We start from the raw sequence: 19,538 nt of genomic DNA, 5'->3' as shown, positions 1-19,538 counted from the left end.
CCGCCGGCCGGTCCTGGCCGTCCGAAATCCGCGAGCCCCGCACACCCTTGCCCGCCTAGTCTCAGGAAGCATGATGAACGTCTCCCCGTCCCGTCTGGCCGCAGCGGCCGCCACGGTCACCGTGGTGCTGTGGGCCTCCGCCTTCGTCTCGATCCGCAGCGCGGGTGCCGCGTACTCGCCGGGCGCGCTGGCCCTCGGGCGGTTGCTGGCCGGAGCCCTGACGCTGGGCGCGATCTGCCTGGTTCGGCGGGAGGGGTGGCCGCCGCGGGCGGCCTGGCGCGGGATCGCGATATCCGGGCTGCTGTGGTTCGGCTTCTACATGGTGGCCCTGAACTGGGGCGAGCAGCAGGTGGACGCCGGTACCGCGGCGCTGGTGGTCAATGTCGGCCCGCTGCTGATCGCGCTGCTCGGGGCGCGGCTGCTGGGGGATCCGATGCCGCCTCGGCTGCTGGCGGGCATGGCGGTGTCGTTCGCGGGGGCGGTGACCGTCGGCCTGTCGATGTCGGGCGGGGGCGGTTCCTCGGTGCTGGGCGTGGTGCTGTGCCTGCTGGCGGCGGTCGCGTACGCCTCCGGGGTCGTCGCCCAGAAGCCGGCTCTGGGCCGGGCGAGCGTGTTGCAGGTGACGACGTTCGGGTGCCTGGTCGGCGCGGTCGTCTGCCTCCCCTTCACCGGCCAACTGCTCCACGAGGCCGCCCGCGCCCCGCTGCCGGCCACGCTCAACATGGTCTACCTGGGCGTGTTCCCGACCGCGCTCGCCTTCACGACCTGGGGCTACGCGCTGTCCCGCACGACCGCGAGCCGGATGGGCGCGACGACGTACGCCGTACCGGCCCTGGTCGTGGTGATGTCGTGGCTTGCGCTGGGTGAGGTGCCGGGGCCGGTGACCCTGGTGGGCGGGGCCCTGTGCCTGGCCGGAGTGGCGGTCTCCCGCTCCCGTCCGCACCGCAGGACCTCCCGGACGGCGCGCGAGGAGCCCCGGCCGGAACGCGTGTCCTGACCCCGGGACGAGCGGCGGGCCTCAGAACACCACCAGCGCCCGGCCGCCCTTGCCGGCCAGCATGTTCTCGAAGGCGGCCGGGATGTCGTCCAGGGAGATCCGGTCGGTGACCAGGGTGGTCAGGTCCAGCCGGCCGGCGCGGACGTGTTCGGCGAGCACGGGCAGGTCCCTGGCCGGGTCCGAGTTGCCGTAGACGCAGCCGGTCAGGGTGCGGCCCCAGTGGAAAAGCTCCAGGGCGTTGAAGGTGACCTGCTCGTCCTTGCCGCCGATGCCGACGACCGTCGTGCGGCCGCCACGGCGGGTGGACTCCCAGGCGGCGCGGATGGTGACCGCGCGGCCCACGCACTCCACGGCGGCGTCGACCCCCTGTTTCCCGGTGAGGGCGCGGATCTCGCGGGGGGTGTCCCCGGTGGCCGGGAGGAAGTCGGTGGCGCCCGCCCGGCGGGCGAGTTCCTCCTTCTCCGGGGAGACGTCCACGGCGACGATCCTCTCGGCGCCGGCGATCCGGGCGGCCTGGAGAGTGGCGAGGCCCACCCCGCCGACGCCGAACACCGCGACCGTCTCACCGGGGCGCACCTTCGCCGCGTGGTGGACGGCGCCGTAGCCGGTCAGGACGGCGCAGCCGAGGAGCGCGGCGTCGGTGACCGGGATGCCGTCCGGGAGGGGCAGCACGCAAGAGGCGGCGACCACCGTCTCCTCGGCGAAGGCGGCGACGTTCAGACCGGGGTGCAGTTCGGTGCCGTCGGCGGTGCGGGCGTGCACGTCGGCGGCGCCGTTCATCGCGTTGGCGCACAGCCAGACCTCGCCGAGCAAGCAGGCGTGGCAGTTCCCGCAGGACGGCGCCCAGTTGAGCACCACCGCGTCGCCCGGCGCGACCCGGGTGACGCCTTCGCCGACCGCGACGACGGTCCCCGCGCCCTCATGGCCGAGGACGGCGGGCACCGGCACCCGCAGAGTGCCGTTCGTCAGGGACAGATCGGAGTGGCAGACCCCGGCGGCGGCGAGCCGGACACGGACCCGGCCGGGCCCGGGCTCCGGCAACTCGATCCCGGTGATCTCCAGCGGGGAGCCGATGGCGGGCAGGACGGCGGCACGTACGGCCATGACACGTGACTCCCTTAGAACTGGAGGGACTTGGTCTGGAGGTATTCGGTGAGGCCGTGGGCGCCGAGTTCGCGGCCGACGCCGGACTGCTTGTAGCCGCCGAAGGGGGCGAGGGGGTTGAAGCGGCCGCCGTTGATGTCGACCTGGCCGGTGTCCATCCGGCGGGCGAAGGCCACCGCCTCCGCCTCGTCGCCCGCCCAGACGGCCCCGGCGAGGCCGTAGACCGTGCCGTTGGCGATGCGCAGGGCGTCCTCCTCGTCGTCGTAGCGGAGGATGGAGAGGACCGGGCCGAAGATCTCCTCCTGGGCGACGGTCATCTCGGGCGTGACGTCGGCGAGGACGGTGGGGCTGACGAAGTAGCCCCGTTCGCGCGGGGATTCGGGGCCGCCCGCGACGAGGCGGGCGCCCTCGGCGACACCCTTCTCGATGTAACCGCGCACGCGTGCCACCTGCTTGGCGTTCACCACGGGACCGATGCGCTCGCCGTACTTGGCGGCGGCCGTCGCGGCCAGGGCGACCGCCTCCTCGTACTGGTCGCGGTGGACCAGCATGCGGGTCCAGGCGCTGCACGTCTGGCCGGAGTTGGACATCACGTTGGCGACGCCGACGTTCACCGCCCTGGCGAGGTCGGCGCTGGGCAGGATGACGTTGGCGGACTTGCCGCCCAGTTCCAGGGCGACCTTCTTGACGGCGGCACCCGCGATCGCGCCGATCCGCCTGCCGACGGCCGTGGAGCCGGTGAAGGAGACCAGGTCCACGTCCGGGCGCTCGGCGAGCGCCTGCCCGGCGACCGGGCCGAGGCCGGTGACCAGGTTGAACACGCCCGCCGGCAGCCCGGCCTCGTCGACCGCGCCGGCGAACAGCCGGGCGGTGAGCGGGGTGTCCTCGGCGGGCTTGAGGACGACGGTGCAGCCGGCGGCCAGCGCGGGTGCGGCCTTGGCGACGATCTGGTGCAGCGGGTAGTTCCAGGGGGTGATCGCGCCGACCACGCCGACCGGCTCGTGGTACACGGTGGAGTTGCCGACCTTCTCCTCGAAGGCGTACGTCGCCGCGAGGTCGGCGTAGGAGCCGGCGACCGCGATCGGCACGCCCGCGTGGACCGTCCGGGAGAAGGCGAGCGGCGAGCCGAGTTCGGCGGTGACGGTCTCGGCGATCTCCTCCTCGCGGGCCGCCAGCACGTCCCGCAGGGCGGCCAGGCGGGCGGCCCGCTCGGCGGGCGCGGTCGCGGACCAGCCGGGCAGGGCGGCGCGGGCCGCGCGTACGGCCGCGTCGACGTCCTCGGCGGTGCCCGCGGGCACGGTGCCGATCACCCGCTCGTCGGCCGGGTTCACCACCTCGATGACGTCCCGGCCCTCGGCGGGACGCCAGGCGCCGTCGATGTACATGCCGTCGTGTGCCTTCATCGTGTTCCTCCGGGGCGGGGGCCGTCGTCGGTCTCGTCCGCGTGAACAAGCTTCCGCGTGAACAAGCTACTGACAGCCCATAAACTAGCGCCGGTAGCTTTCGGTCGCCGCACGCCCCTCACCCGGCCGGCCCGCGGCCTGCCGGGGCCCTTCACTCCTCCAGGTCGGGCAGGCGGTCCGGGGCCGGGCAGATGCGCTCGCCGCGCTGGTCGAAGACGAACAGGCGGGCGATGTCGACCAGGAGCGGCACCTGCATGCCGTGCCGCAGGTCGATGTCCGGCGTGGTCCGCACGACCAGGTCGCCGGGCAGGCGCGGCTCGGGCGCGGCGACCGGTTCCGGCGCGGGTCCGGCGGGGTGCTCCAGCACCACCAGGGGTCCCGCGCGCAAGGCGCCCGCCCGGTCCCGCAGCCGGTTCAGGACCGTGCCCTCGCGCCGGCGCCGCCGGATCGGGCGCCGGGTGGGACGCGGGGCCTCCAGATCGGGTACGACGGCGGGGCGGGAGCCGGTGTTGAAGTGGACGAGAACCTCGTGGCCCTGGAACTCCATGTGCTCCACCAGCCCGGTGATCGCCACCTCCCCGGGCCGCGCAGCGGGCGCGGGGGCTCCCGTCCGCCGGGACGAGGCCGAGAACTTGGGGTCGATCCGAACGGCCTCCGAGCGCAGCCCCACAATCACCTCGCGACCCTGCTGCACGCGCAGCAACTGGTGATCCAGGGACAGGGGTTCGGGCAGGCGCAGGAACTGCTTGCCCAGGCTGATGGTCATGGCGCCGTCGAGCGGGGCGCGGACCAGGCCGCGCAGCAGGTTGATGCGCGGGGTGCCGATGAAGGCCGCCACGAAGACGTTACGGGGCAGGGCGTACACCGCGCGCGGGGTGTCCACCTGCTGGAGGACGCCGCCGCGCAGGACGGCGACCCGGTCGCCCAGGGACATGGCCTCGGACTGGTCATGGGTGACGTAGACCGTGGTGACGCCCAACTCCCGGGTCAGCTTCGATATTTCGGCGCGCAGATGGTTGCGGAGCTTGGCGTCGAGGTTGGACAGCGGCTCGTCCATCAGGAAGGCGGAGGGATGCCGGGAGATCGCGCGGCCCATGGCGACCCGCTGGCGTTCGCCGCCGGAGAGCTGGCTCGGGAAGCGGTCGAGGAGGTCCTCGATGCCCAGCATCCGGGCGGTGGCGTCGACGCGGCCGGCCGGATTCGCGCCGGGCGACTCGATGCGCAGCGGGAAGCCGATGTTGTCGCGGCTGGTCATGTTCGGGTAGAGGGCGAAGTTCTGGAAGACCATCGCCATGTCCCGGCCGGAGGGCGGCAGATCGTTGCCGTACTCGCCGTCGAGCAGCAACTGCCCGTCGGTGATCTCCTCCAGCCCGGCGATCATCCTGAGCACGGTGGACTTCCCGCAACCGGAGGGCCCGAGCAGCACCAGGAACTCGCCGGGCGCGATGTCGAGCGAGAGGCGGTCCACCACACGGACGCCCTTGGCGTAGGCCTTGCTCACGTCGTACAGAGAGATGGCGCGTGTCATGAGGCATTCCCCGGGACTCACCAGAGCACTGAGGCTCCGCGGGTCGAACGCCTCGTGCGGGTCGTACGGGGCGTATGAGTCACGGAAGTTAACGGAATGTGCGCGCCGGGGGGAAGGGACCGGGCAGGATCGGGCGCCGCCGTCCGCCGGGCGAGAAAGCGGACGATCGCGTTCAGGGCGGGCGGTGTCAGGTCGTCGAGGTCAGGTGGGCGAAGACGACGACGTCGCTGGAGTAGCCGGCTCGGTGGGTGTAGAGGCCGCCGCAGGTGATCACGCGGAGTTCGGAGCGGCGGGACGTGCCGTACACCTCCTTGTCCGGGAAGCGGGCCTTGTCGAAGACCCGTACCTTGTCGACTTCCCGGCGGCGGCGCGGGCCACACCGACCCGCTGGGGCTCGCGGACGGCCTCAGTCCAGCACCCGCTCCAGGTAGGCACGCAGCATCCGCCGCATCTCCTCGATGATCCGCTCGTCGCCCTGCGCGTCGACACGGAAGGCGAGTTGGACCAGGGTGTCAGCGGTCTCGACGGCGATCAGGAAGGTGCGGCGCAGGTCGTCGTCGGGCGGGCGGCGCAGGTAGCCGGACAGGAGGTCGGTGAGCCGGTCGGCGACGCGGTGGTTGGGTTCGGCGTGGCCGGCGCCGACGGGGATCTGGTTGCCGAAGTCGACGAGGGAGAATCCGGGGGCGGTCCGCTTCATGGCCAGGTACTCGTCCAGGACGGCGTCCATGGCGGCACGCCATCCGCCGGTCCCCGTCTTCTTCGCCTTCTTCAGCCGCTCATTGACGCGCTCGGTGTACCGGTCGAGGTTGCGCTGGGCGAGCGCGTCCGCCATCGCCCGCTTGTTGCCGAAGAACCGGTAGACCGAGCCGATGGGCACACCGGCGCGCTCCGCGACGGCACGCGTGGTCAGCGCGTCGTAGCCGACCTCGTCGAGGAGATCGGCGCAGGCGTCGAGGATCCTGGTCAGCCGTTCGGCGCTGCGTCGCTGCACGGGTGCACGGCGAAGCGGGGTCGGGTGGGGCACGGCTTCATCATGCCTTCCCCCGGCGAGCGGGTGAAGCGCGCCTCCCGGCAGGCCGGGCCGCGCCCCGCTACGGCTTCAAAAACGCGGCCTGGGCAGGCTCCTTCGGAGACACGGCCTGGGACGACTCCGGCGACTCAGGGGGCGCGGCCGTGATGTCGGCCGTGCTCTGGACCGGATGGCCCGTGACCGCCCAGACCGTGCCGTCGTCGGCGTAGAGGCGGACGGTGACGTGATGGGTGCCGTGGGGGACGAACCGGCCGGAGAGGCGGTACTCCGAGGCGCGCAGGCGGACGACGAGCCGGCCGTCCACCAGCAGTTGGGCGAGGCCGCGCCCGGCCGCCGCCCGGGCCGCCGTGCCGGCCGGGGAGAAGCGGAAGCGGCGCACGGCCAGCCGTACGTCCCAGTCGCCGTCGGCGTCCGGCCGCACCTCGACACGCACCTCGGGCGCGGTCTTCCGGTCCACCTCGCGGTAGCGCCGGCCCTCCTCGTCGGTGTGGTCGAGGAGCTTGCCCACGGGCTCGACCGGTTTCCCGTCCACCGGCCCGTGCGCGCCTTTTGGTCCACAGCCCGCCGGCCCGGCGAACAGCAGGGCACAGACCGCGAGCGCAGCGAGTGATCCCCGCGTCCACGACGACATGACTGGGGAGCGTAGAGCAGCGGCCGGACCCGCCGGATCCCCCTGAGGTCGGGTTCCGGCCTCCGCCCGGAGTAGGGGGTCTTGCGCCCCGGAATACCCAATCCTACGGTGTCCCATAGGAATCAGGTTGCAAGGGAGCGATCATGAGCGGGGACGCACGCAAGACCGCCGAGAAACTGACCTACCTCTCCGGGTTCGGCAACGAGCACGGTTCCGAGGCGGTTCCGGGCGCGCTGCCCGAGGGCCGCAACTCCCCGCAACGCGCCCCCCTCGGGCTGTACGCGGAGCAGCTCAGCGGTACGGCGTTCACCGAGCCGCGGGCCCACAACCGCCGCTCGTGGCTGTACCGGATCCGCCCGTCGGCCGCGCACCCGGCGTTCACCCGGACCGGCAACGGCACGATCCGCACGGCGCCGTTCACCGAGACGGTGCCCGACCCGAACCGGCTGCGCTGGAACCCGCTGCCGGAGCCCGCCCGCGGCACGGACTTCCTCGCCGGACTGTGGACGCTGGGCGGCAACGGCGACGCCACCCAGCGCACGGGCGTGGCCGTGCACCTCTACCACGCCGACTCCTCGATGGAGCGCGTCTTCAGCGACGCGGACGGCGAGCTGCTGATCGTGCCGGAGCACGGCGGGCTGCTGCTGCACACCGAGTTCGGGATGCTGCACGCCGAACCGGGCGAGGTGGCGCTCATCCCGCGCGGGGTGCGCTTCCGCGTGGAGCTTCTCGACGCCACCGCCCGCGGCTACGTCTGCGAGAACTACGGCGCCCCCTTCCGCCTCCCCGACCTCGGCCCCATCGGAGCCAACGGCCTCGCCAACGCCCGCGACTTCCGCGCTCCGGTCGCCGCCTACGAGGACGCCGAGGGCCCGGTGGAGGTGGTGAACAAGTTCTGCGGCAACCTGTGGACCGCCACCTACGACCACTCCCCGCTGGACGTGGTGGCCTGGCACGGCAACCTCGTGCCGTACGTCTACGACCTGCGCCGCTTCAATGTGATCGGCACGATCTCGTACGACCACCCGGACCCGTCGATCTTCACGGTGCTGACCTCGCCCTCCGACACCCCGGGCCTGGCCGGCGTGGACTTCGTCGTCTTCGCGCCGCGCTGGCTGGTCGGCGAGGACACCTTCCGGCCGCCGTACTTCCACCGGAACGTGATGAGCGAGTACATGGGCCTGATCGAGGGCGCCTACGACGCCAAGGCGGAGGGCTTCGTCCCGGGCGGCGGCTCGCTGCACAACATGATGTCGGCGCACGGGCCTGACCGGGAGACCTTCGACAGGGCGAGCGCGGCGGAGCTGAGGCCGCACAAGGTGGACGACGGGCTGGCGTTCATGTTCGAGACGCGCTGGCCGCTGACACTCACGCCGCACGCGGCCGGGGCCGAGCACCTTCAGCGTCGGTACGACGACGTGTGGCAGGGGCTCGAGCGGCACTTCCGCCCCTTGCCCTGATCGATTCCCTACCGGTACGGATGAACCGTGACCTCCTTCGCCCCGGATTCGATCGTCCTGAACCGCAAGTTGCCGCTGTGGTACCAGGTGTCGCAGTCGCTGCGCGCCTCGATCCTCGGCCGCTCGCCCCAGGACCCGCTGCGCCTGCCCACCGAGGAGCAACTGGCGGGGCACTACGGCGTGAGCGTGCTGACCATGCGGCAGGCGCTGAAGGAGCTGGAGGACGAGGGGCTGATCACCCGGCACCGGCGGCGCGGCACGTTCATCGAGCCCGGCGCCCGGCGGGCCGCCCCGGTGCGGCTGCTGGGCTCGGTGGACGCCATCGTGGCCCAGCAGTCCGGAATGACCACCGAGCTGCTGGCCCACGGTACGGAGGCGGTGCCCGCCGAACTGGCCGAGTTCTTCCCGGATCTCGGCGAGGTGGCGACGTACCACCGGCTGCGCGGCGACGAGAAGACCGGTGAGCCGACCAACCACGCCCGCAACTACGTCCGTCCGGAGCTGGCCCGCCGGATGGCGCCGGAGGATCTGGTGCGGTGGCCGATGACCAAGGTGCTGCGGGACGTGGTGGGCGCGGACATCAGCCGGATCACGGACACCGTGCAGGCCCGGCTGGCCGATCCGGAGACGGCGCGGCTGCTGCAGGTCCCGCTGCTCAGCCCGATCCTGCACTACACGGGGATCACCTACGACGCGGCGGGGCGGCCGCTGGACGTGGCGGTGATCCACTACCGGGGGGATCGTTTCTCCTTCACGGTCACCCTCGACGCCACCTGACCCGGCCGTCCGGGTCAGGTCGTACGATGCCCGGCGTGACGCACGACGACGCTCCGCCGCTGGCCGACCTCATGCCGTGGTCCGTCGCACCGCCGCGGCTGGGCCGGGGGTGGCCGATGGCTCCCGACGCGGGCTGCCTCAGGGCCCGCTGGGCGGCCCTGCTGAAGGCCGAGGGCCCCGACCGGGAGGCCCTGTTCGAGCCGACGCGCTCGCGCACGCCGTACACGGCCGTCGGGCAGCTGCCGGGCCGGACCGGCGGCACCGAGAGGCTGATCCGCGCCTCGGGCCCCTGTCCGGAGCCGGTGCGGGTGCTCGTGGCGCCGTTCGACGAGCAGTGGCTGATCCCCGACCACCGCCTGATCGACGCGGCCCGCCCCGAGTTGTGGCGGGTGGCGGACGCCCGGCAGGTCTTCGTGGCGGAGACGGCCGCCGCGCCCGGCACCGGACCGCCCCTGCTGGCGACGTCCCTGCTGCCCGTCCTGCGTCCGGGACGCATCCGGCCCCTGTACCGCCGCCCGGCGGCCGCGGAACCGAACCTGGCGCCCGGCCTCCTGGACCACCTGGCCGCCCGCCTCGGGCACCGCCCCGCCCCGGAGGACGTCCTCGCCTGGACGCTCGCGGCGGCGCGCCCCGGCCCGGACGGCCCGGCGGTCCCGCTCACCGGGGACGCCGGGGCCTGGGCGGCCGGAGTGGAGCTGGGCCGCCGGACGCTGTGGCTGATGCGCCGCGGGGGCGAGCGCCCCAAGCTCCCGGGAGGCCGCCGCCCCTATGTCCGCGCCCCGCTGCCCGCACGCCCGCTGACCCTGCGCTACGACCGCGACGAGGAGACCCTGCACCTCGACGAGGGCCGCGTCTCCCCCGTGCCGCCGCAGGCCTGGGACTTCGAGGCCGGCTCGGGGCGGGTCCTGGAACAGTGGTTCGCCACGCGGACCGCGCAGGGCGAACCGGGCACCCTGGCGGCCGTCCGCCCGGCGACCTGGCCGCAGGCGTGGACGTCCGAGCTCCTGGAGTTGATCACGGTCCTCGCCCTGCTGGCGGAACTGGGGCCGCGGCGCGAGGCGTTGGAGGTGACGGCCCCGATCACCGCGACCGATCTGCGGTCCGCGGGGATCCTGCCGGTCCCGGACGCGGCCCGCCGGCCGGCCTCGGTCCTCGATCACCTCGAAGAGGGTCCGGAGGGTCAGTTCGCCCTGATCTGAGGACGCCTCAGCCGCGCGGCGCGAACGCGTCGAGGACCCGCCCCAGCGCTCGATCGAACACCGCCTCCAGGTCGATCGGCCCGGCGTCCTCCGTGAAGGCCGCCGCCATCCGCGGATACTCACCCGTGGCAATCCGCCCGCCGAGATAGGCGATCCGCACCGCGTGCTCCTGCTCCTCCGACCAGGGCAACGACCGGGCGCGTTCGGCGGTGGCCAGCTCGTTCGCCACGTACATGGTCACCACACTGTTGACCATCGCGACCAGTTCCATCTTGGTGCTGTAGGACGCCTCGAGCGGGTCGAGGCAGGCCAGGCAGTGCTCCAGATACCGCAGGGCGTTGGGGCTGAAGCCGTAGATGCCCGACATCAGGCGCGGCAGCCAGGGGTGGCGTCGCATGAGGCCGCGGGTCTGGTGGGCGACCCGCAGCATGTCGGCGTGCCAGTCGCCCGAGGGCTCCCACAGTTCGTGCTCACCGCTGACGGCGTCGACCATCAGCTCGTACAGGTCCTCCTTGCGGAGGACGTAGTTGTACAGCGACATGGTGCCGCAGCCCAGTTCGGCCGCCACGTGCCGCATGGAGACCGCGTCCAGGCCTCCGGCGTCGGCGATCCGCACCGCGGCGGCCGCGATGTCGGCACGGCTGTACGCCGGCCTCGGCCCCCGGCCCGCCCGCTCGGGACGGGCCCAGATCACTTCGGGTACGGCCGCTCGGCCAGTCATTGATCATCACCTCGCCCCACCATCGTAGTTACGTACACCGTACGTAGTGCGCTATCGTCGACACATGACTACTACGTACGGTGTACTTAGTGAGGGGCTGGAGAGGCGCTTCGGGGAGGTCCACGCCCTGCGCGGGCTGGACCTGGCCGTGCCACAGGGCACCGTCTGCGGGCTGCTCGGACCGAACGGGGCGGGCAAGACCACGGCCGTTCGGCTGCTGACCACGCTGCTGCGTCCGGACGCGGGGTCGGCACGGGTCGCGGGGCACGACCTCGTCCGGGAGGCGGCGGCGGTGCGCCGCAGGATCGGTGTCACCGGGCAGTACGCGTCGGTCGACGGGGACCTCACCGGGCGCCAGAACCTGCGGCTGTTCGCGCGGCTGCACCGGGTCGGGAACGCGGCCGCGCGGGCCGACGAACTGCTGGAGCGGTTCGGCCTCGCCGAGGCGGCCGACCGGACCGCGTCCACCTACTCCGGCGGAATGCGACGCCGCCTCGACCTGGCGGCCAGCCTGATCCGCCGCCCGGACGTGCTGTTCCTGGACGAGCCGACCACCGGGCTCGACCCGGCCAGCCGCAACCGCATCCGGGACGCCGTACGCGACCTGAAGCAGCAGGGGACGACGGTGCTGCTGACCACCCAGTATCTGGAGGAGGCCGACCAACTCGCCGACGAGGTCGCCCTGATGGACCGGGGCCGGGTCGCGCACACCGGATCGCCCGCCCAGCTCAAGTCGCTGATCGGCTCCTACGCGGAAGTCGTCGTCGCGCAGGCCGAGGCGATGGAGCGGGCCGCGGGCGTCCTCGACCGGCTCACCGGCTCCGCGCCGGCGTTCGACCACGAACGGCACACCGTCGGCGCGGTCACCACCGATGCGACGCTCACTCTCCCCCGCCTGGTGCGCGAACTCGACTCGGCCGGTGTGCCGTTGCTCGACGCGAGCCTCAGGCCGCCGACCCTCGACGACGTCTTCCTCCGGCTGACCGGGCAGTCCCCCGGCACCTCCCCCGACACCAAGGAGCTCGTGGCATGAGCGCGTTGACGTACGACGGCATGGCGATGGTGGGCCGGCAGCTGCGCCGGGTCCGCAACAGTCCGGGACTGGCGATCCTGACCCAGGTCATGCCGATCAACATGCTGCTGTTCTTCGGCTACGTCTTCGGCAGCGCGCTGGCGATGCCCGGCCGGGAGTACCGCTCCTTCCTGGTGCCGGGGCTGCTGGTGGCGACCGCCGCGGGCGGGATCATGACCGGGATGTTCCAGGCGGCCCAGGACACGCACCGGGGCGTGATGGACCGCTTCCGCACGATGCCGGTGAGCCGGGCGGCGGTGCCGCTCGGGCAGGCGGTGGCGGACCTCGTCGTCACGGCCGCCGGAACGGTGCCCCTGCTGCTGGTCGGGCTCGCGGTGGGCTGGCGGGTCGAGGGGTCGGCGCCCGAAGCGCTGGGCGCCGTGGGCCTGTTGCTGCTGTTCCGGTTCGCGTGCACCTGGATCGGGATCCTCCTCGGGCTGCTCACCCGCAGCGAGGAGGCCGCCGGGCAGCTCGGCGCCGCCACCTTCGTGCTGCCGCTGCTGTCCAACGCCTACATTCCGACCGACAACCTGGCGGGCTGGCTGCGCACGACGGCCGAATGGAACCCGATCAGCGCGGTGACCACCGCCCTGCGGGACCTCTTCGGCAACGCACCCGTGCCCGAGGGCGCCGCCTGGCCGGTGGCCCACCCCGTCGCCGGGTCGCTGGCCTGGTGCGCGCTCCTGATCGCCCTGTGCGGACCCCTCGCCGTCCGGCGGTACGCCCGCAAAGAGGGCTGACAGTGGGCGCCGGACTGCCCTGACCTCCGGCAGGAAGTGCGCGGCCGCCCGCGGTGGCCGCCCGCCGCCCGGCGCGGCGCCCCCGACGCCGGATCCGTCGATCCACCGGGAGACCGGGGCCCGCCGCCGGGTCCGTCGACCGCCGGTCAGCGGCGCCACGGTCGGCAGCGCCCGCCGGAGCCCGCGCCCCCAGCCGGCACCCCCGCCTCGGCATCCCCGTCCCGAGCCCCGGCCCGCGCCCCCAGCCGGCACCCGGGCCTGCACGCCCCGGCCTGCGCCCCCGGCCGGCTCGACGAGCCGCCCGACGCGGTGACCCGTCGGTGGCCGGCCACGCCCGCTGCTGACAAACCCACTGGGCGCGGGTCATGATCCGGGGCATGGATCAGCTTCCGCCGCCCCTGGAGGGCGTCACCGTGGTCGCTGTCGAGCAGGCCGTGTCGGCGCCGTTCGCCACCCGGCAGCTCGCCGACCTCGGGGCTCGGGTCATCAAGGTCGAGCGGGTGGACGGGGGTGACTTCGCGCGGGGATACGACACCGCGGCGGGCGGACTCGCCTCGCACTTCGTGTGGTGCAACCGGGGCAAGGAATCCGTGGCGCTGGACCTGAAGGACCCACGGGGTCTGGACGTCGTACGGCAGCTGATCGCCCGCGCGGACGTGTTCGTGCAGAACCTCGCCCAGGGCGCGGCGGCCCGGCTCGGCCTGGACGCGGCGACGCTGTGCGCCGGGCATCCGCGGCTGATCGCCGTCGACATCTCGGGCTACGGGTCGGGCGGTCCGTACGCGCACAAGCGGGCCTACGACATGCTCGTGCAGTGCGAGGCGGGGCTGGTGTCCGTGACCGGCACGCCGGAGCAGCCGGTGAAGGCGGGGATCCCGGCGGCGGACATCGCGGCGGCCATGTACGCGTTCTCGGGCGTGCTGGCCGCGCTGGTGCGGCGCGGCACGACGGGGCGCGGCGGTCCGGTGGAGGTGTCGATGCTGGAGGCGCTGGCCGAGTGGCTGGGGCATCCGCTGCACCACGCGATGCACGGCGGGACCGCCCCGGCGCGCACCGGCCTCGCGCACGCCGTCATCGCCCCCTACGACGCCTTTCCGACCGCGGACGGCGGACGGGTGCTGCTGTCGGTGCAGAACGACCGGGAGTGGCGCCGGCTCGCCGAACACGTGCTGCGGCAGCCGGAGTCGGGGGACGATCCGATGTTCGCGACGAACGCGGCACGGGTCGCGCACCGGGAACACACCGACGAACTGGTCGGCAAGGCGCTCGGCGCGCTGGACACCGACGAAGCGCTGGCCCGGCTGGAGGACGCGGGCATCGCCTGCGCACGGCTGAGGGACGTGCACGAGCTCGCGGAGCATCCGCAGCTCGCGGCCCGGGAGCGGTGGCGGGAGGTGGGTACGCCGGCCGGCCCGCTCAGGGCGCTGCTGCCGCCGATCACGCTGCCGGGCGGGACCGGGCCGAGCATGGGGGACGTACCCGCGCTCGGACAGCACACCGGGGCGCTGCTGCGTGCCGTGGGAATGACGGACGGCGAGATCGCGGCGCTGCGCCGGGACGGCGTGGTGGCCTGAGCGCGGGTCGGATGAACGGGCCGAGGAGACGCCGGTCGGGACTCAGCGCGCGCCGAACAGCGAGCGGCGCAGCCTGCGCAGCGGCGCGAACAGCGACACGCGGTGGACCCGGGCGCGCCTGCCCGTGCGGTCGTGCGGGCCACGTGCGGTCAGCTCGCGCATCAGCGACGTCGCCTCGGCCGTCTCCCGCTGCGGCACGGCGGGACCGGCCAGCACCGACAGATGGCGGTCGAGACGCGAGCTGGTCGCGCTGCTCCCGCAGGTGATCGCAGGGACCCTGGCCCTGCTGCGCACTGTTATCTGCTCCATGTCACTCCCCACCCGTACGAGTCCACCCGGCCCGGGCAGAGTAACCCTATCGCCCCGTTGGGGCACTCGTGTATCGCGGTGGCAGGATTCACCTTCCCTGGAGGGGTGTTGACGACTACTCTCCGAATCCGACAGATTCCAAGGCGAGTTGAACAATTGGTTGCGTAGTGGGCTGACGTGACCCCCCGTCGGGTTCGACGGTCACGGCGAGTGATGTAGCCGACCGGGTGAGACCCGATACGACCAGGGGCGCGTCCTCCGCGAACAGGCCGAGGGAGCGCGGCGGTGCGCCGGGGCGCATGAGCCACAGCTGACGCACCCGGCCACTGGGCGGGTCCGCGTACCCGCCCAGGGTCACCACGGCCTGCTCCCGGGAGGCGGAAGCGATCACTCCGATACTGCGGCCCTCCGCGTCCCGGCTGGTGGCGGCCCGGGTGTCCGGGGCGGCGAGAACGTGGGCCATCTCACGTGCCCGGTCCCGCTGGGCCGCCAGCGCGTCCTGGGTCCGGTTCGCCTGGACGGCGAAGAGCGCGGCGACCACGAGGGCCGCGGCGGCGGTCACGGTGGCGAACGGCACGAACAGGGGGCGCGGCCGGGGCGCACGGGTGCGCGCGGGCGGCGGCCGGGTGCCCCAGACGTGCGGGGGCAGTTGGGGCGTGTGCTCACGCGCCGGGGCGGGATCCTGAGGGGTGTCGCGTATCGCGGCCAGCACCCGCTCGCGCAGCGCGGCGGGCGCCGGGGTGGCGGCGGACCAGGCCAGACGCACCGCGTCCTCGGCCAGGGCACGCACCTGGGCGGCGCACGCGGAGCAGTTCCTCAGGTGCTTGTCGAAGCGGACCCGTTCGGCGGGCTCCAGGGCGTGGAGGGCGTAGGGCGCGGCGAGGGAGTGCGGGTCCTCGCGGCGCAGCAGGCGGTCGAGCAGGCTCATGCGGCACATCCCAGGCACTCGCGCAGCCGGATGAGCCCGTCGCGCATCCGCGTCTTGACCGTGCCCAGCGGCAGGGACAGCCGCTCGGCCACTTCACGGTAGGTGTAGCCGTCGTAGTAGGCGAGGGTGACCGACTGGCGCTGCAGGGCGGTGAGGCGGTCCAGGCAGCGCCGTACCCACTCGCGTTCCAGGCCCGCCTCGACCTCCTCGGCGACGTGGTCGAAGGCGGGCGAGGCGGCGCGCACCGCCTCGCGCCGCTCCCGCTCGCCGGCGGCGCGGACGCTGCGCACCCGGTCGACGGCGCGGCGGTGGGCGAGGGTGAGCACCCAGGACAGGGCGCTGCCCCGCCCTGGGTCGAACCTCGGGGCGGAGCGCCACACTTCGAGCAGCACCTCCTGGGTGACCTCCTCGGACTGGGCCGGGTCGCGCACCACGCGCCGCACCAGCCCGTAGATGGGCCCGGACACCAGCCCGTACAGCTCCTCGAACGCCTTGTGGTCGCCCCCCGCCACGAGCACCAGAAGCTCGTCCGCCTCCACCCGCCGCCCCCTCTCCCCCGGCCGCCGTGGGCCCGTCCTCACGCACGCGGGGCGCGCGGCGTGCGCGCCCTTCGGATGAGGTACGGATCCGCGGGCCGAAAACGCGGGTCGAGCGGCGGGAAAAGAAATCCGCCGGCGGACCGATCCGTCCCGGCCCGGTCTCCGAATCCCCGTACGACAGGCAAGTCGGCACTGAGGACGGATCGGCATGACACCTTTCTCCAGTCTCTCCAAGCGCGGCGGGGGCACCCCCAGACGTTCGGCTCCCGGGGAGGGACGCAGAGGCCTCGCCTCCCTCGTCTGCGGCGCGCTGGCCGCCGGGGGACTCGCGGCCGCCGGCACGGCCGTGCTCGAACCCGGGCGGGCCGCCGCCTCCAGCCACCGGGAGGCGCCGCTCGTCTCGGGCGCCCCGCAGTACGACAACACGGACCTGTACGCGTTCGTCAGCCCGGACAAGCCCGACACCACGACCCTGGTGGCGAACTGGATACCGTTCGAGGAACCGGCCGGGGGTCCGAACTTCTACACGTTCGCGGACGACGCCCAGTACGACCTGCACATCGACAACGACGGTGACGCGCGGAACGACCTGGTCTTCCGATACACGTTCAGGACGCACGTCAAGAACAAGAACACGTTCCTCTACAACACGGGTCCGGTGCACAGCCTGGACGACCCGAACCTGAACGTGACCCAGACGTACGACGTCGACCTGATCAGGCTGCGCCACGGGCGGGAGGTGTCCACGACGCGGCTCGCGGACGGTGTGCCGGTGGCGCCGTCGAACGTCGGCAAGGCGTCGATGCCGGACTACGGCGCACTGCGGAAGCAGGCCGTCCACCGGACGCCGGGCGGTGCGGCGACGTTCGCCGGGCAGGCCGACGACCCGTTCTTCGCGGACCTGCGCGTCTTCGACCTGCTGTACGGCGGGGACCTCTCCGAGGTCGGCAACGACACGCTCAAGGGCTACAACGTCAACACGATCGCCCTCCAGGTGCCGAACGACCTGATCCGCGATTCGGCCGGGCAGCCCGTCGTGGGCATCTGGTCGACCACGCAGCGCAAGAACGCCCGCGGCGGCTTCACGCAGGTCTCGCGCCTGGGCAACCCGCTCGTCAACGAGGTCGTCAACCCGCAGAAGGACAAGGACGGGTTCAACGCCTCCTCGCCCTACGGCGACGCGCAGTTCCTCCGGAACGTCACCCATCCCGAACTGCCGAAGCTCGTCGAGCAGATCTACAAGATCAAGGCGCCCGCCGAGCCGCGCGACGATCTCGTGGAGGTGTTCCTCAAGGGCGTGAAGGACCTCAACCAGCCGCCGTACGTGCGGCCTTCGGAGCAGCTGCGGCTGAACACCTCGATCGCGCCGAGTCCGCATCCCAAGCGGCTGGGTGTCCTCGACGGCGACAACGCGGGCTTCCCGAACGGCCGCAGGCTCACCGACGACGTGATCGACGCGGCGCTCCAGGTGATGGAGGGCGCGCTGCTCGGCGCGAAAAACAACCTGGGCGACGCGGTCGACGCGAACGACAAGGAGTTCGAGAGCTCGTTCCCGTACGTGGCCGAGCCGACGTCCGGTTCACGCGGACGGGCCGCCGAGAGCACGGGCGCGGACGTGCGCAGCGGGCTGGGCGACGCGTTGCGGCCGGCGGGCGCCTCCGGGGACACGACGCTGATGGCCGGTTCGGCGGCCGCGGGAGCGGCCGGGGTCCTGCTGATCGGCACGGGCCTGTCCTGGTGGCGCCGCCGCTCGCAGCGCCCGTACTGACCCCGTACCGACTCACGCCCCCACCGGCCGGCGCGGCCCGCGTTCCACCCATCCCCCACGACGCGGGCCGCGCCACCCCACGCGAACCCGGCCGTACCGGCGGTACGGCCCGAACACCCAGGCGACCAAGGAGAGGGCATGGCCCGGCGCGACGAACCCACCCCACCTGACCGCGGACACCACGCCACCGGTCCCGCGACGCCCTCGGAAGACCGCCCCGCCGAGCCCGAACACGGCCCGGCGGACCCACCGAGGGAACACCACCGCGAACACCCGCACGACGACACCCCCGCGGCCCCGGCGGCGCGCGAGGCCGACGGCCCGCAGGACGGCACCGGCGAGGGTGTCGACGGAGCCGTCGCGGACGGGCGCGTCGCCGCGACGGGGCGCCGTCGGCGGCGGGGGCCGCTCGCCGGGCTCGTGGTGCTGCTCGCCGTGGCGATGACCGGGGGTGCCCTGGCCGTGGGGGCGGGGCGGGACGGCCACGAGGCGGCCGGCCTCACGGGCGGGGCCGTGGCGCCGGAGCTGCTCGCCGGGGGAAGTCCGGGCACCGACATCACGTCGCTCCAGGCGCGTCTGCGGGTGCGGCCGAAGGACCACGCCGGCTGGGCCGCCCTCGGACTCGCCTACGTCGAGGAGGCGCGGACCAAGGGCGATCCCTCGCGGTACCCGCAGGCCGAGAGGGTGCTGGCGCGGTCGCTGAAGCTGGCGCCCGGAAACGACCAGGCCCTCGCCGGCCGCGCCGCGCTCGCCGCCGCCCGGCACGACTTCGCAGGCACCCTGACCCACGCGGACCAGGCCCTGGAGCAGAACCCCTACAGCGAGCGCGCCCTGTCCTCCCGGATCGACGCCCTCGTCGAACTCGGCCGGTACGACGAGGCGTCCGAGGCCGCCGACACCGCCGACGCCCGGCGCCCGGGCGTGCCGGTCTTCACGCGCTACGCCTACGTGCGCGAACTGCGCGGCGACGTCACCACCGCCCACCGCGTCCTCGAACAGGCGCTCGCCGCCGCCACCTCCCGCGGCGACATCGCCTACGTCGCCACCCAGATCGGCCAACTCACCTGGAACCAGGGGGACTACAAGGCCGCCCTCGGCCACTACGCGCGGGCTCTGGCCGCCGACGACGGCTACCTGCCCGCCCTGGAGGGCCGCGCCCGCGCCCGGGCGGCGAGCGGTGACCTCACCGGCGCCGTACGGGACTTGGAGGACGTCGTCTCCCGCTACCCTCTGCCCGGACCGCTCGTCGCGCTCGGGGAGCTGTACGAGGTCCGCGCCGCCGTCGGCGACCGGGCGAAGGCGCGGAACCAGTACGCGCTCGTCGACGCCTGGATCGCGCTCGCCCGCGCGGGCGGTGTCAACGCCGACCTCGACATGGCGCTCGCCGCCGCCGACCACGGCGACGCCGGGGCGGCGCTGCGCGCGGCCCGCGCCGAGTGGGCCCGCCGGCACACCGTGCACACCGCGGACGCGCTCGCCTGGGCGCTGTACAGGAACGACCGCGCCCGGGAGGCCCTCCCCTACGCCCGGCAGGCCACGGCCACCAGCTACCGCAACGCCGCGTTCCTCTACCACCGCGGCATGATCGAGCACGCCACCGGCCACACCGACGCCGCCCGCACCCACCTCACCGCCGCCCTGAAGCTGAACCCCGGCTTCTCTCCCCTCGGCGCCCGCACGGCACGCACGACCCTGAAGTGCCTGGAGACAGCCCGGTGAAGCACCTCCATCCACTCCCCGCCACCACGGCCGCCCTCG

The 19,538-nt window shown here is 73.6% G+C and carries 18 protein-coding genes and 1 pseudogene; 9 read left to right on the top strand and 10 right to left on the bottom strand.

What is annotated here, in order from left to right; genetic code table 11:
• Positions 1-70: 70 nt before the first annotated feature.
• Positions 71-997, top strand: coding sequence for a DMT family transporter (locus ACIQFZ_RS06885; RefSeq protein WP_402690778.1), 927 nt, complete (start codon positions 71-73; stop codon positions 995-997).
• A gap of 21 nt (positions 998-1,018) precedes the next feature.
• Here ACIQFZ_RS06885 and ACIQFZ_RS06880 read toward each other — a convergent pair whose 3' ends face one another.
• The 6 genes and pseudogenes from ACIQFZ_RS06880 to ACIQFZ_RS06855 all read right to left on the bottom strand — a co-directional run bounded on the left by ACIQFZ_RS06880 (position 1,019) and on the right by ACIQFZ_RS06855 (position 6,693).
• Positions 1,019-2,101 carry a Zn-dependent alcohol dehydrogenase gene (locus tag ACIQFZ_RS06880; RefSeq protein WP_365434243.1) on the bottom strand — a complete coding sequence of 361 codons (1,083 nt, stop codon included), beginning with the start codon at positions 2,099-2,101 and terminating at the stop codon, positions 1,019-1,021.
• Between the two features lie 14 nt (positions 2,102-2,115).
• The gene (locus ACIQFZ_RS06875) at positions 2,116-3,504 is read right to left on the bottom strand and encodes an aldehyde dehydrogenase family protein (RefSeq protein ID WP_383059420.1); all 1,389 of its coding nucleotides are present in this window, start codon (positions 3,502-3,504) and stop codon (positions 2,116-2,118) included.
• Between the two features lie 151 nt (positions 3,505-3,655).
• Positions 3,656-5,032: an ABC transporter ATP-binding protein gene (locus ACIQFZ_RS06870; protein ID WP_402690777.1), complete on the bottom strand. Its 1,377-nt coding sequence runs from the start codon at positions 5,030-5,032 to the stop codon at positions 3,656-3,658.
• Positions 5,033-5,219: 187 nt separating this feature from the next.
• Positions 5,220-5,387 (bottom strand): annotated as a pseudogene (locus ACIQFZ_RS06865) (class F sortase); the annotation flags it as partial.
• A 51-nt stretch (positions 5,388-5,438) separates the two neighbouring features.
• Positions 5,439-6,056 carry a TetR/AcrR family transcriptional regulator gene (locus tag ACIQFZ_RS06860; RefSeq protein WP_365420966.1) on the bottom strand — a complete coding sequence of 206 codons (618 nt, stop codon included), beginning with the start codon at positions 6,054-6,056 and terminating at the stop codon, positions 5,439-5,441.
• Positions 6,057-6,123: 67 nt separating this feature from the next.
• Positions 6,124-6,693, bottom strand: a complete 570-nt coding sequence (locus ACIQFZ_RS06855) for a hypothetical protein (RefSeq protein WP_383059422.1) — start codon at positions 6,691-6,693, stop codon at positions 6,124-6,126.
• 143 nt (positions 6,694-6,836) lie between these two features.
• Between ACIQFZ_RS06855 and hmgA the strand changes: the two genes are divergently transcribed.
• Genes hmgA through ACIQFZ_RS06840 form a run of 3 tightly spaced genes read left to right on the top strand, consistent with a single transcriptional unit; the run spans position 6,837 to position 10,129 of the window.
• Positions 6,837-8,153, top strand: a complete 1,317-nt coding sequence (gene hmgA / locus ACIQFZ_RS06850) for a homogentisate 1,2-dioxygenase (RefSeq protein ID WP_383059423.1) — start codon at positions 6,837-6,839, stop codon at positions 8,151-8,153.
• Between the two features lie 27 nt (positions 8,154-8,180).
• Positions 8,181-8,930, top strand: coding sequence for a GntR family transcriptional regulator (locus ACIQFZ_RS06845; RefSeq protein ID WP_365420974.1), 750 nt, complete (start codon positions 8,181-8,183; stop codon positions 8,928-8,930).
• Positions 8,931-8,956: 26 nt separating this feature from the next.
• A complete protein-coding gene (locus ACIQFZ_RS06840; RefSeq protein ID WP_383059425.1) occupies positions 8,957-10,129 on the top strand; it encodes a type ISP restriction/modification enzyme in 1,173 nt (390 codons plus the stop codon).
• 7 nt (positions 10,130-10,136) lie between these two features.
• Here ACIQFZ_RS06840 and ACIQFZ_RS06835 read toward each other — a convergent pair whose 3' ends face one another.
• Positions 10,137-10,850, bottom strand: a complete 714-nt coding sequence (locus ACIQFZ_RS06835; protein WP_402690776.1) for a TetR/AcrR family transcriptional regulator C-terminal domain-containing protein — start codon at positions 10,848-10,850, stop codon at positions 10,137-10,139.
• Positions 10,851-10,914: 64 nt separating this feature from the next.
• On the opposite strand from ACIQFZ_RS06835, the gene ACIQFZ_RS06830 reads away from it, so the two are divergent.
• From ACIQFZ_RS06830 to ACIQFZ_RS06820, 3 genes are all read left to right on the top strand, one after another.
• Positions 10,915-11,883 (top strand): ATP-binding cassette domain-containing protein, encoded by a 969-nt coding sequence (locus tag ACIQFZ_RS06830; RefSeq protein ID WP_376651706.1) that lies wholly within the window; start codon positions 10,915-10,917, stop codon positions 11,881-11,883.
• Complete coding sequence (locus tag ACIQFZ_RS06825) at positions 11,880-12,662, top strand: ABC transporter permease (RefSeq protein WP_376651707.1); 783 nt, start codon at positions 11,880-11,882, stop codon at positions 12,660-12,662. The genes ACIQFZ_RS06830 and ACIQFZ_RS06825 overlap by 4 nt, the downstream gene beginning before the upstream one ends.
• Positions 12,663-13,039: 377 nt before the next feature.
• Positions 13,040-14,236 carry a CaiB/BaiF CoA transferase family protein gene (locus tag ACIQFZ_RS06820; protein ID WP_402690775.1) on the top strand — a complete coding sequence of 399 codons (1,197 nt, stop codon included), beginning with the start codon at positions 13,040-13,042 and terminating at the stop codon, positions 14,234-14,236.
• A 42-nt stretch (positions 14,237-14,278) separates the two neighbouring features.
• Here the strand turns inward: ACIQFZ_RS06820 and ACIQFZ_RS06815 are convergent, their stop codons facing one another.
• The 3 genes from ACIQFZ_RS06815 to ACIQFZ_RS06805 all read right to left on the bottom strand — a co-directional run bounded on the left by ACIQFZ_RS06815 (position 14,279) and on the right by ACIQFZ_RS06805 (position 16,012).
• Complete coding sequence (locus ACIQFZ_RS06815; protein WP_141362413.1) at positions 14,279-14,545, bottom strand: hypothetical protein; 267 nt, start codon at positions 14,543-14,545, stop codon at positions 14,279-14,281.
• Between the two features lie 115 nt (positions 14,546-14,660).
• Entirely contained in the window at positions 14,661-15,473 is an 813-nt protein-coding gene (locus ACIQFZ_RS06810; protein ID WP_402690774.1) for an anti-sigma factor domain-containing protein, read from the bottom strand.
• The gene (locus ACIQFZ_RS06805; RefSeq protein WP_365420993.1) at positions 15,470-16,012 is read right to left on the bottom strand and encodes a sigma-70 family RNA polymerase sigma factor; all 543 of its coding nucleotides are present in this window, start codon (positions 16,010-16,012) and stop codon (positions 15,470-15,472) included. Before ACIQFZ_RS06805 ends, ACIQFZ_RS06810 begins: the two co-directional genes overlap by 4 nt.
• 208 nt (positions 16,013-16,220) lie before the next feature.
• On the opposite strand from ACIQFZ_RS06805, the gene ACIQFZ_RS06800 reads away from it, so the two are divergent.
• Both ACIQFZ_RS06800 and ACIQFZ_RS06795 read left to right on the top strand, forming a co-directional pair.
• Positions 16,221-17,780, top strand: a complete 1,560-nt coding sequence (locus ACIQFZ_RS06800; RefSeq protein WP_402690773.1) for a DUF4331 domain-containing protein — start codon at positions 16,221-16,223, stop codon at positions 17,778-17,780.
• 138 nt (positions 17,781-17,918) lie between these two features.
• Positions 17,919-19,499 carry a tetratricopeptide repeat protein gene (locus ACIQFZ_RS06795; RefSeq protein ID WP_402690772.1) on the top strand — a complete coding sequence of 527 codons (1,581 nt, stop codon included), beginning with the start codon at positions 17,919-17,921 and terminating at the stop codon, positions 19,497-19,499.
• Positions 19,500-19,538: the final 39 nt, after the last annotated feature.

Source organism: Streptomyces sp. NPDC093064 (assembly GCF_044754605.1).
Classification (GTDB): Bacteria; Actinomycetota; Actinomycetes; order Streptomycetales; family Streptomycetaceae; genus Streptomyces.
Note: the sequence above shows the minus strand (reverse complement) of the source record. Positions and strands in the feature narration are given on the sequence as shown.

What these genes read in the sequence shown, in the direction of transcription:
- ACIQFZ_RS06875 (WP_383059420.1), bottom strand. Translation starts at nt 3,504, where the DNA reads ATGAAGGCACACGACGGCATGTACATCGACGGCGCCTGGCGTCCCGCC.
- ACIQFZ_RS06880 (WP_365434243.1), bottom strand. Translation starts at nt 2,101, where the DNA reads ATGGCCGTACGTGCCGCCGTCCTGCCCGCCATCGGCTCCCCGCTGGAG.
- ACIQFZ_RS06820 (WP_402690775.1), top strand. Translation starts at nt 13,040, where the DNA reads ATGGATCAGCTTCCGCCGCCCCTGGAGGGCGTCACCGTGGTCGCTGTC.
- ACIQFZ_RS06885 (WP_402690778.1), top strand. Translation starts at nt 71, where the DNA reads ATGATGAACGTCTCCCCGTCCCGTCTGGCCGCAGCGGCCGCCACGGTC.
- ACIQFZ_RS06830 (WP_376651706.1), top strand. Translation starts at nt 10,915, where the DNA reads ATGACTACTACGTACGGTGTACTTAGTGAGGGGCTGGAGAGGCGCTTC.
- ACIQFZ_RS06825 (WP_376651707.1), top strand. Translation starts at nt 11,880, where the DNA reads ATGAGCGCGTTGACGTACGACGGCATGGCGATGGTGGGCCGGCAGCTG.
- ACIQFZ_RS06870 (WP_402690777.1), bottom strand. Translation starts at nt 5,032, where the DNA reads ATGACACGCGCCATCTCTCTGTACGACGTGAGCAAGGCCTACGCCAAG.
- ACIQFZ_RS06840 (WP_383059425.1), top strand. Translation starts at nt 8,957, where the DNA reads ATGCCCGGCGTGACGCACGACGACGCTCCGCCGCTGGCCGACCTCATG.
- hmgA (WP_383059423.1), top strand. Translation starts at nt 6,837, where the DNA reads ATGAGCGGGGACGCACGCAAGACCGCCGAGAAACTGACCTACCTCTCC.
- ACIQFZ_RS06810 (WP_402690774.1), bottom strand. Translation starts at nt 15,473, where the DNA reads ATGAGCCTGCTCGACCGCCTGCTGCGCCGCGAGGACCCGCACTCCCTC.
- ACIQFZ_RS06855 (WP_383059422.1), bottom strand. Translation starts at nt 6,693, where the DNA reads ATGTCGTCGTGGACGCGGGGATCACTCGCTGCGCTCGCGGTCTGTGCC.
- ACIQFZ_RS06800 (WP_402690773.1), top strand. Translation starts at nt 16,221, where the DNA reads ATGACACCTTTCTCCAGTCTCTCCAAGCGCGGCGGGGGCACCCCCAGA.
- ACIQFZ_RS06815 (WP_141362413.1), bottom strand. Translation starts at nt 14,545, where the DNA reads ATGGAGCAGATAACAGTGCGCAGCAGGGCCAGGGTCCCTGCGATCACC.
- ACIQFZ_RS06835 (WP_402690776.1), bottom strand. Translation starts at nt 10,850, where the DNA reads ATGACTGGCCGAGCGGCCGTACCCGAAGTGATCTGGGCCCGTCCCGAG.
- ACIQFZ_RS06795 (WP_402690772.1), top strand. Translation starts at nt 17,919, where the DNA reads ATGGCCCGGCGCGACGAACCCACCCCACCTGACCGCGGACACCACGCC.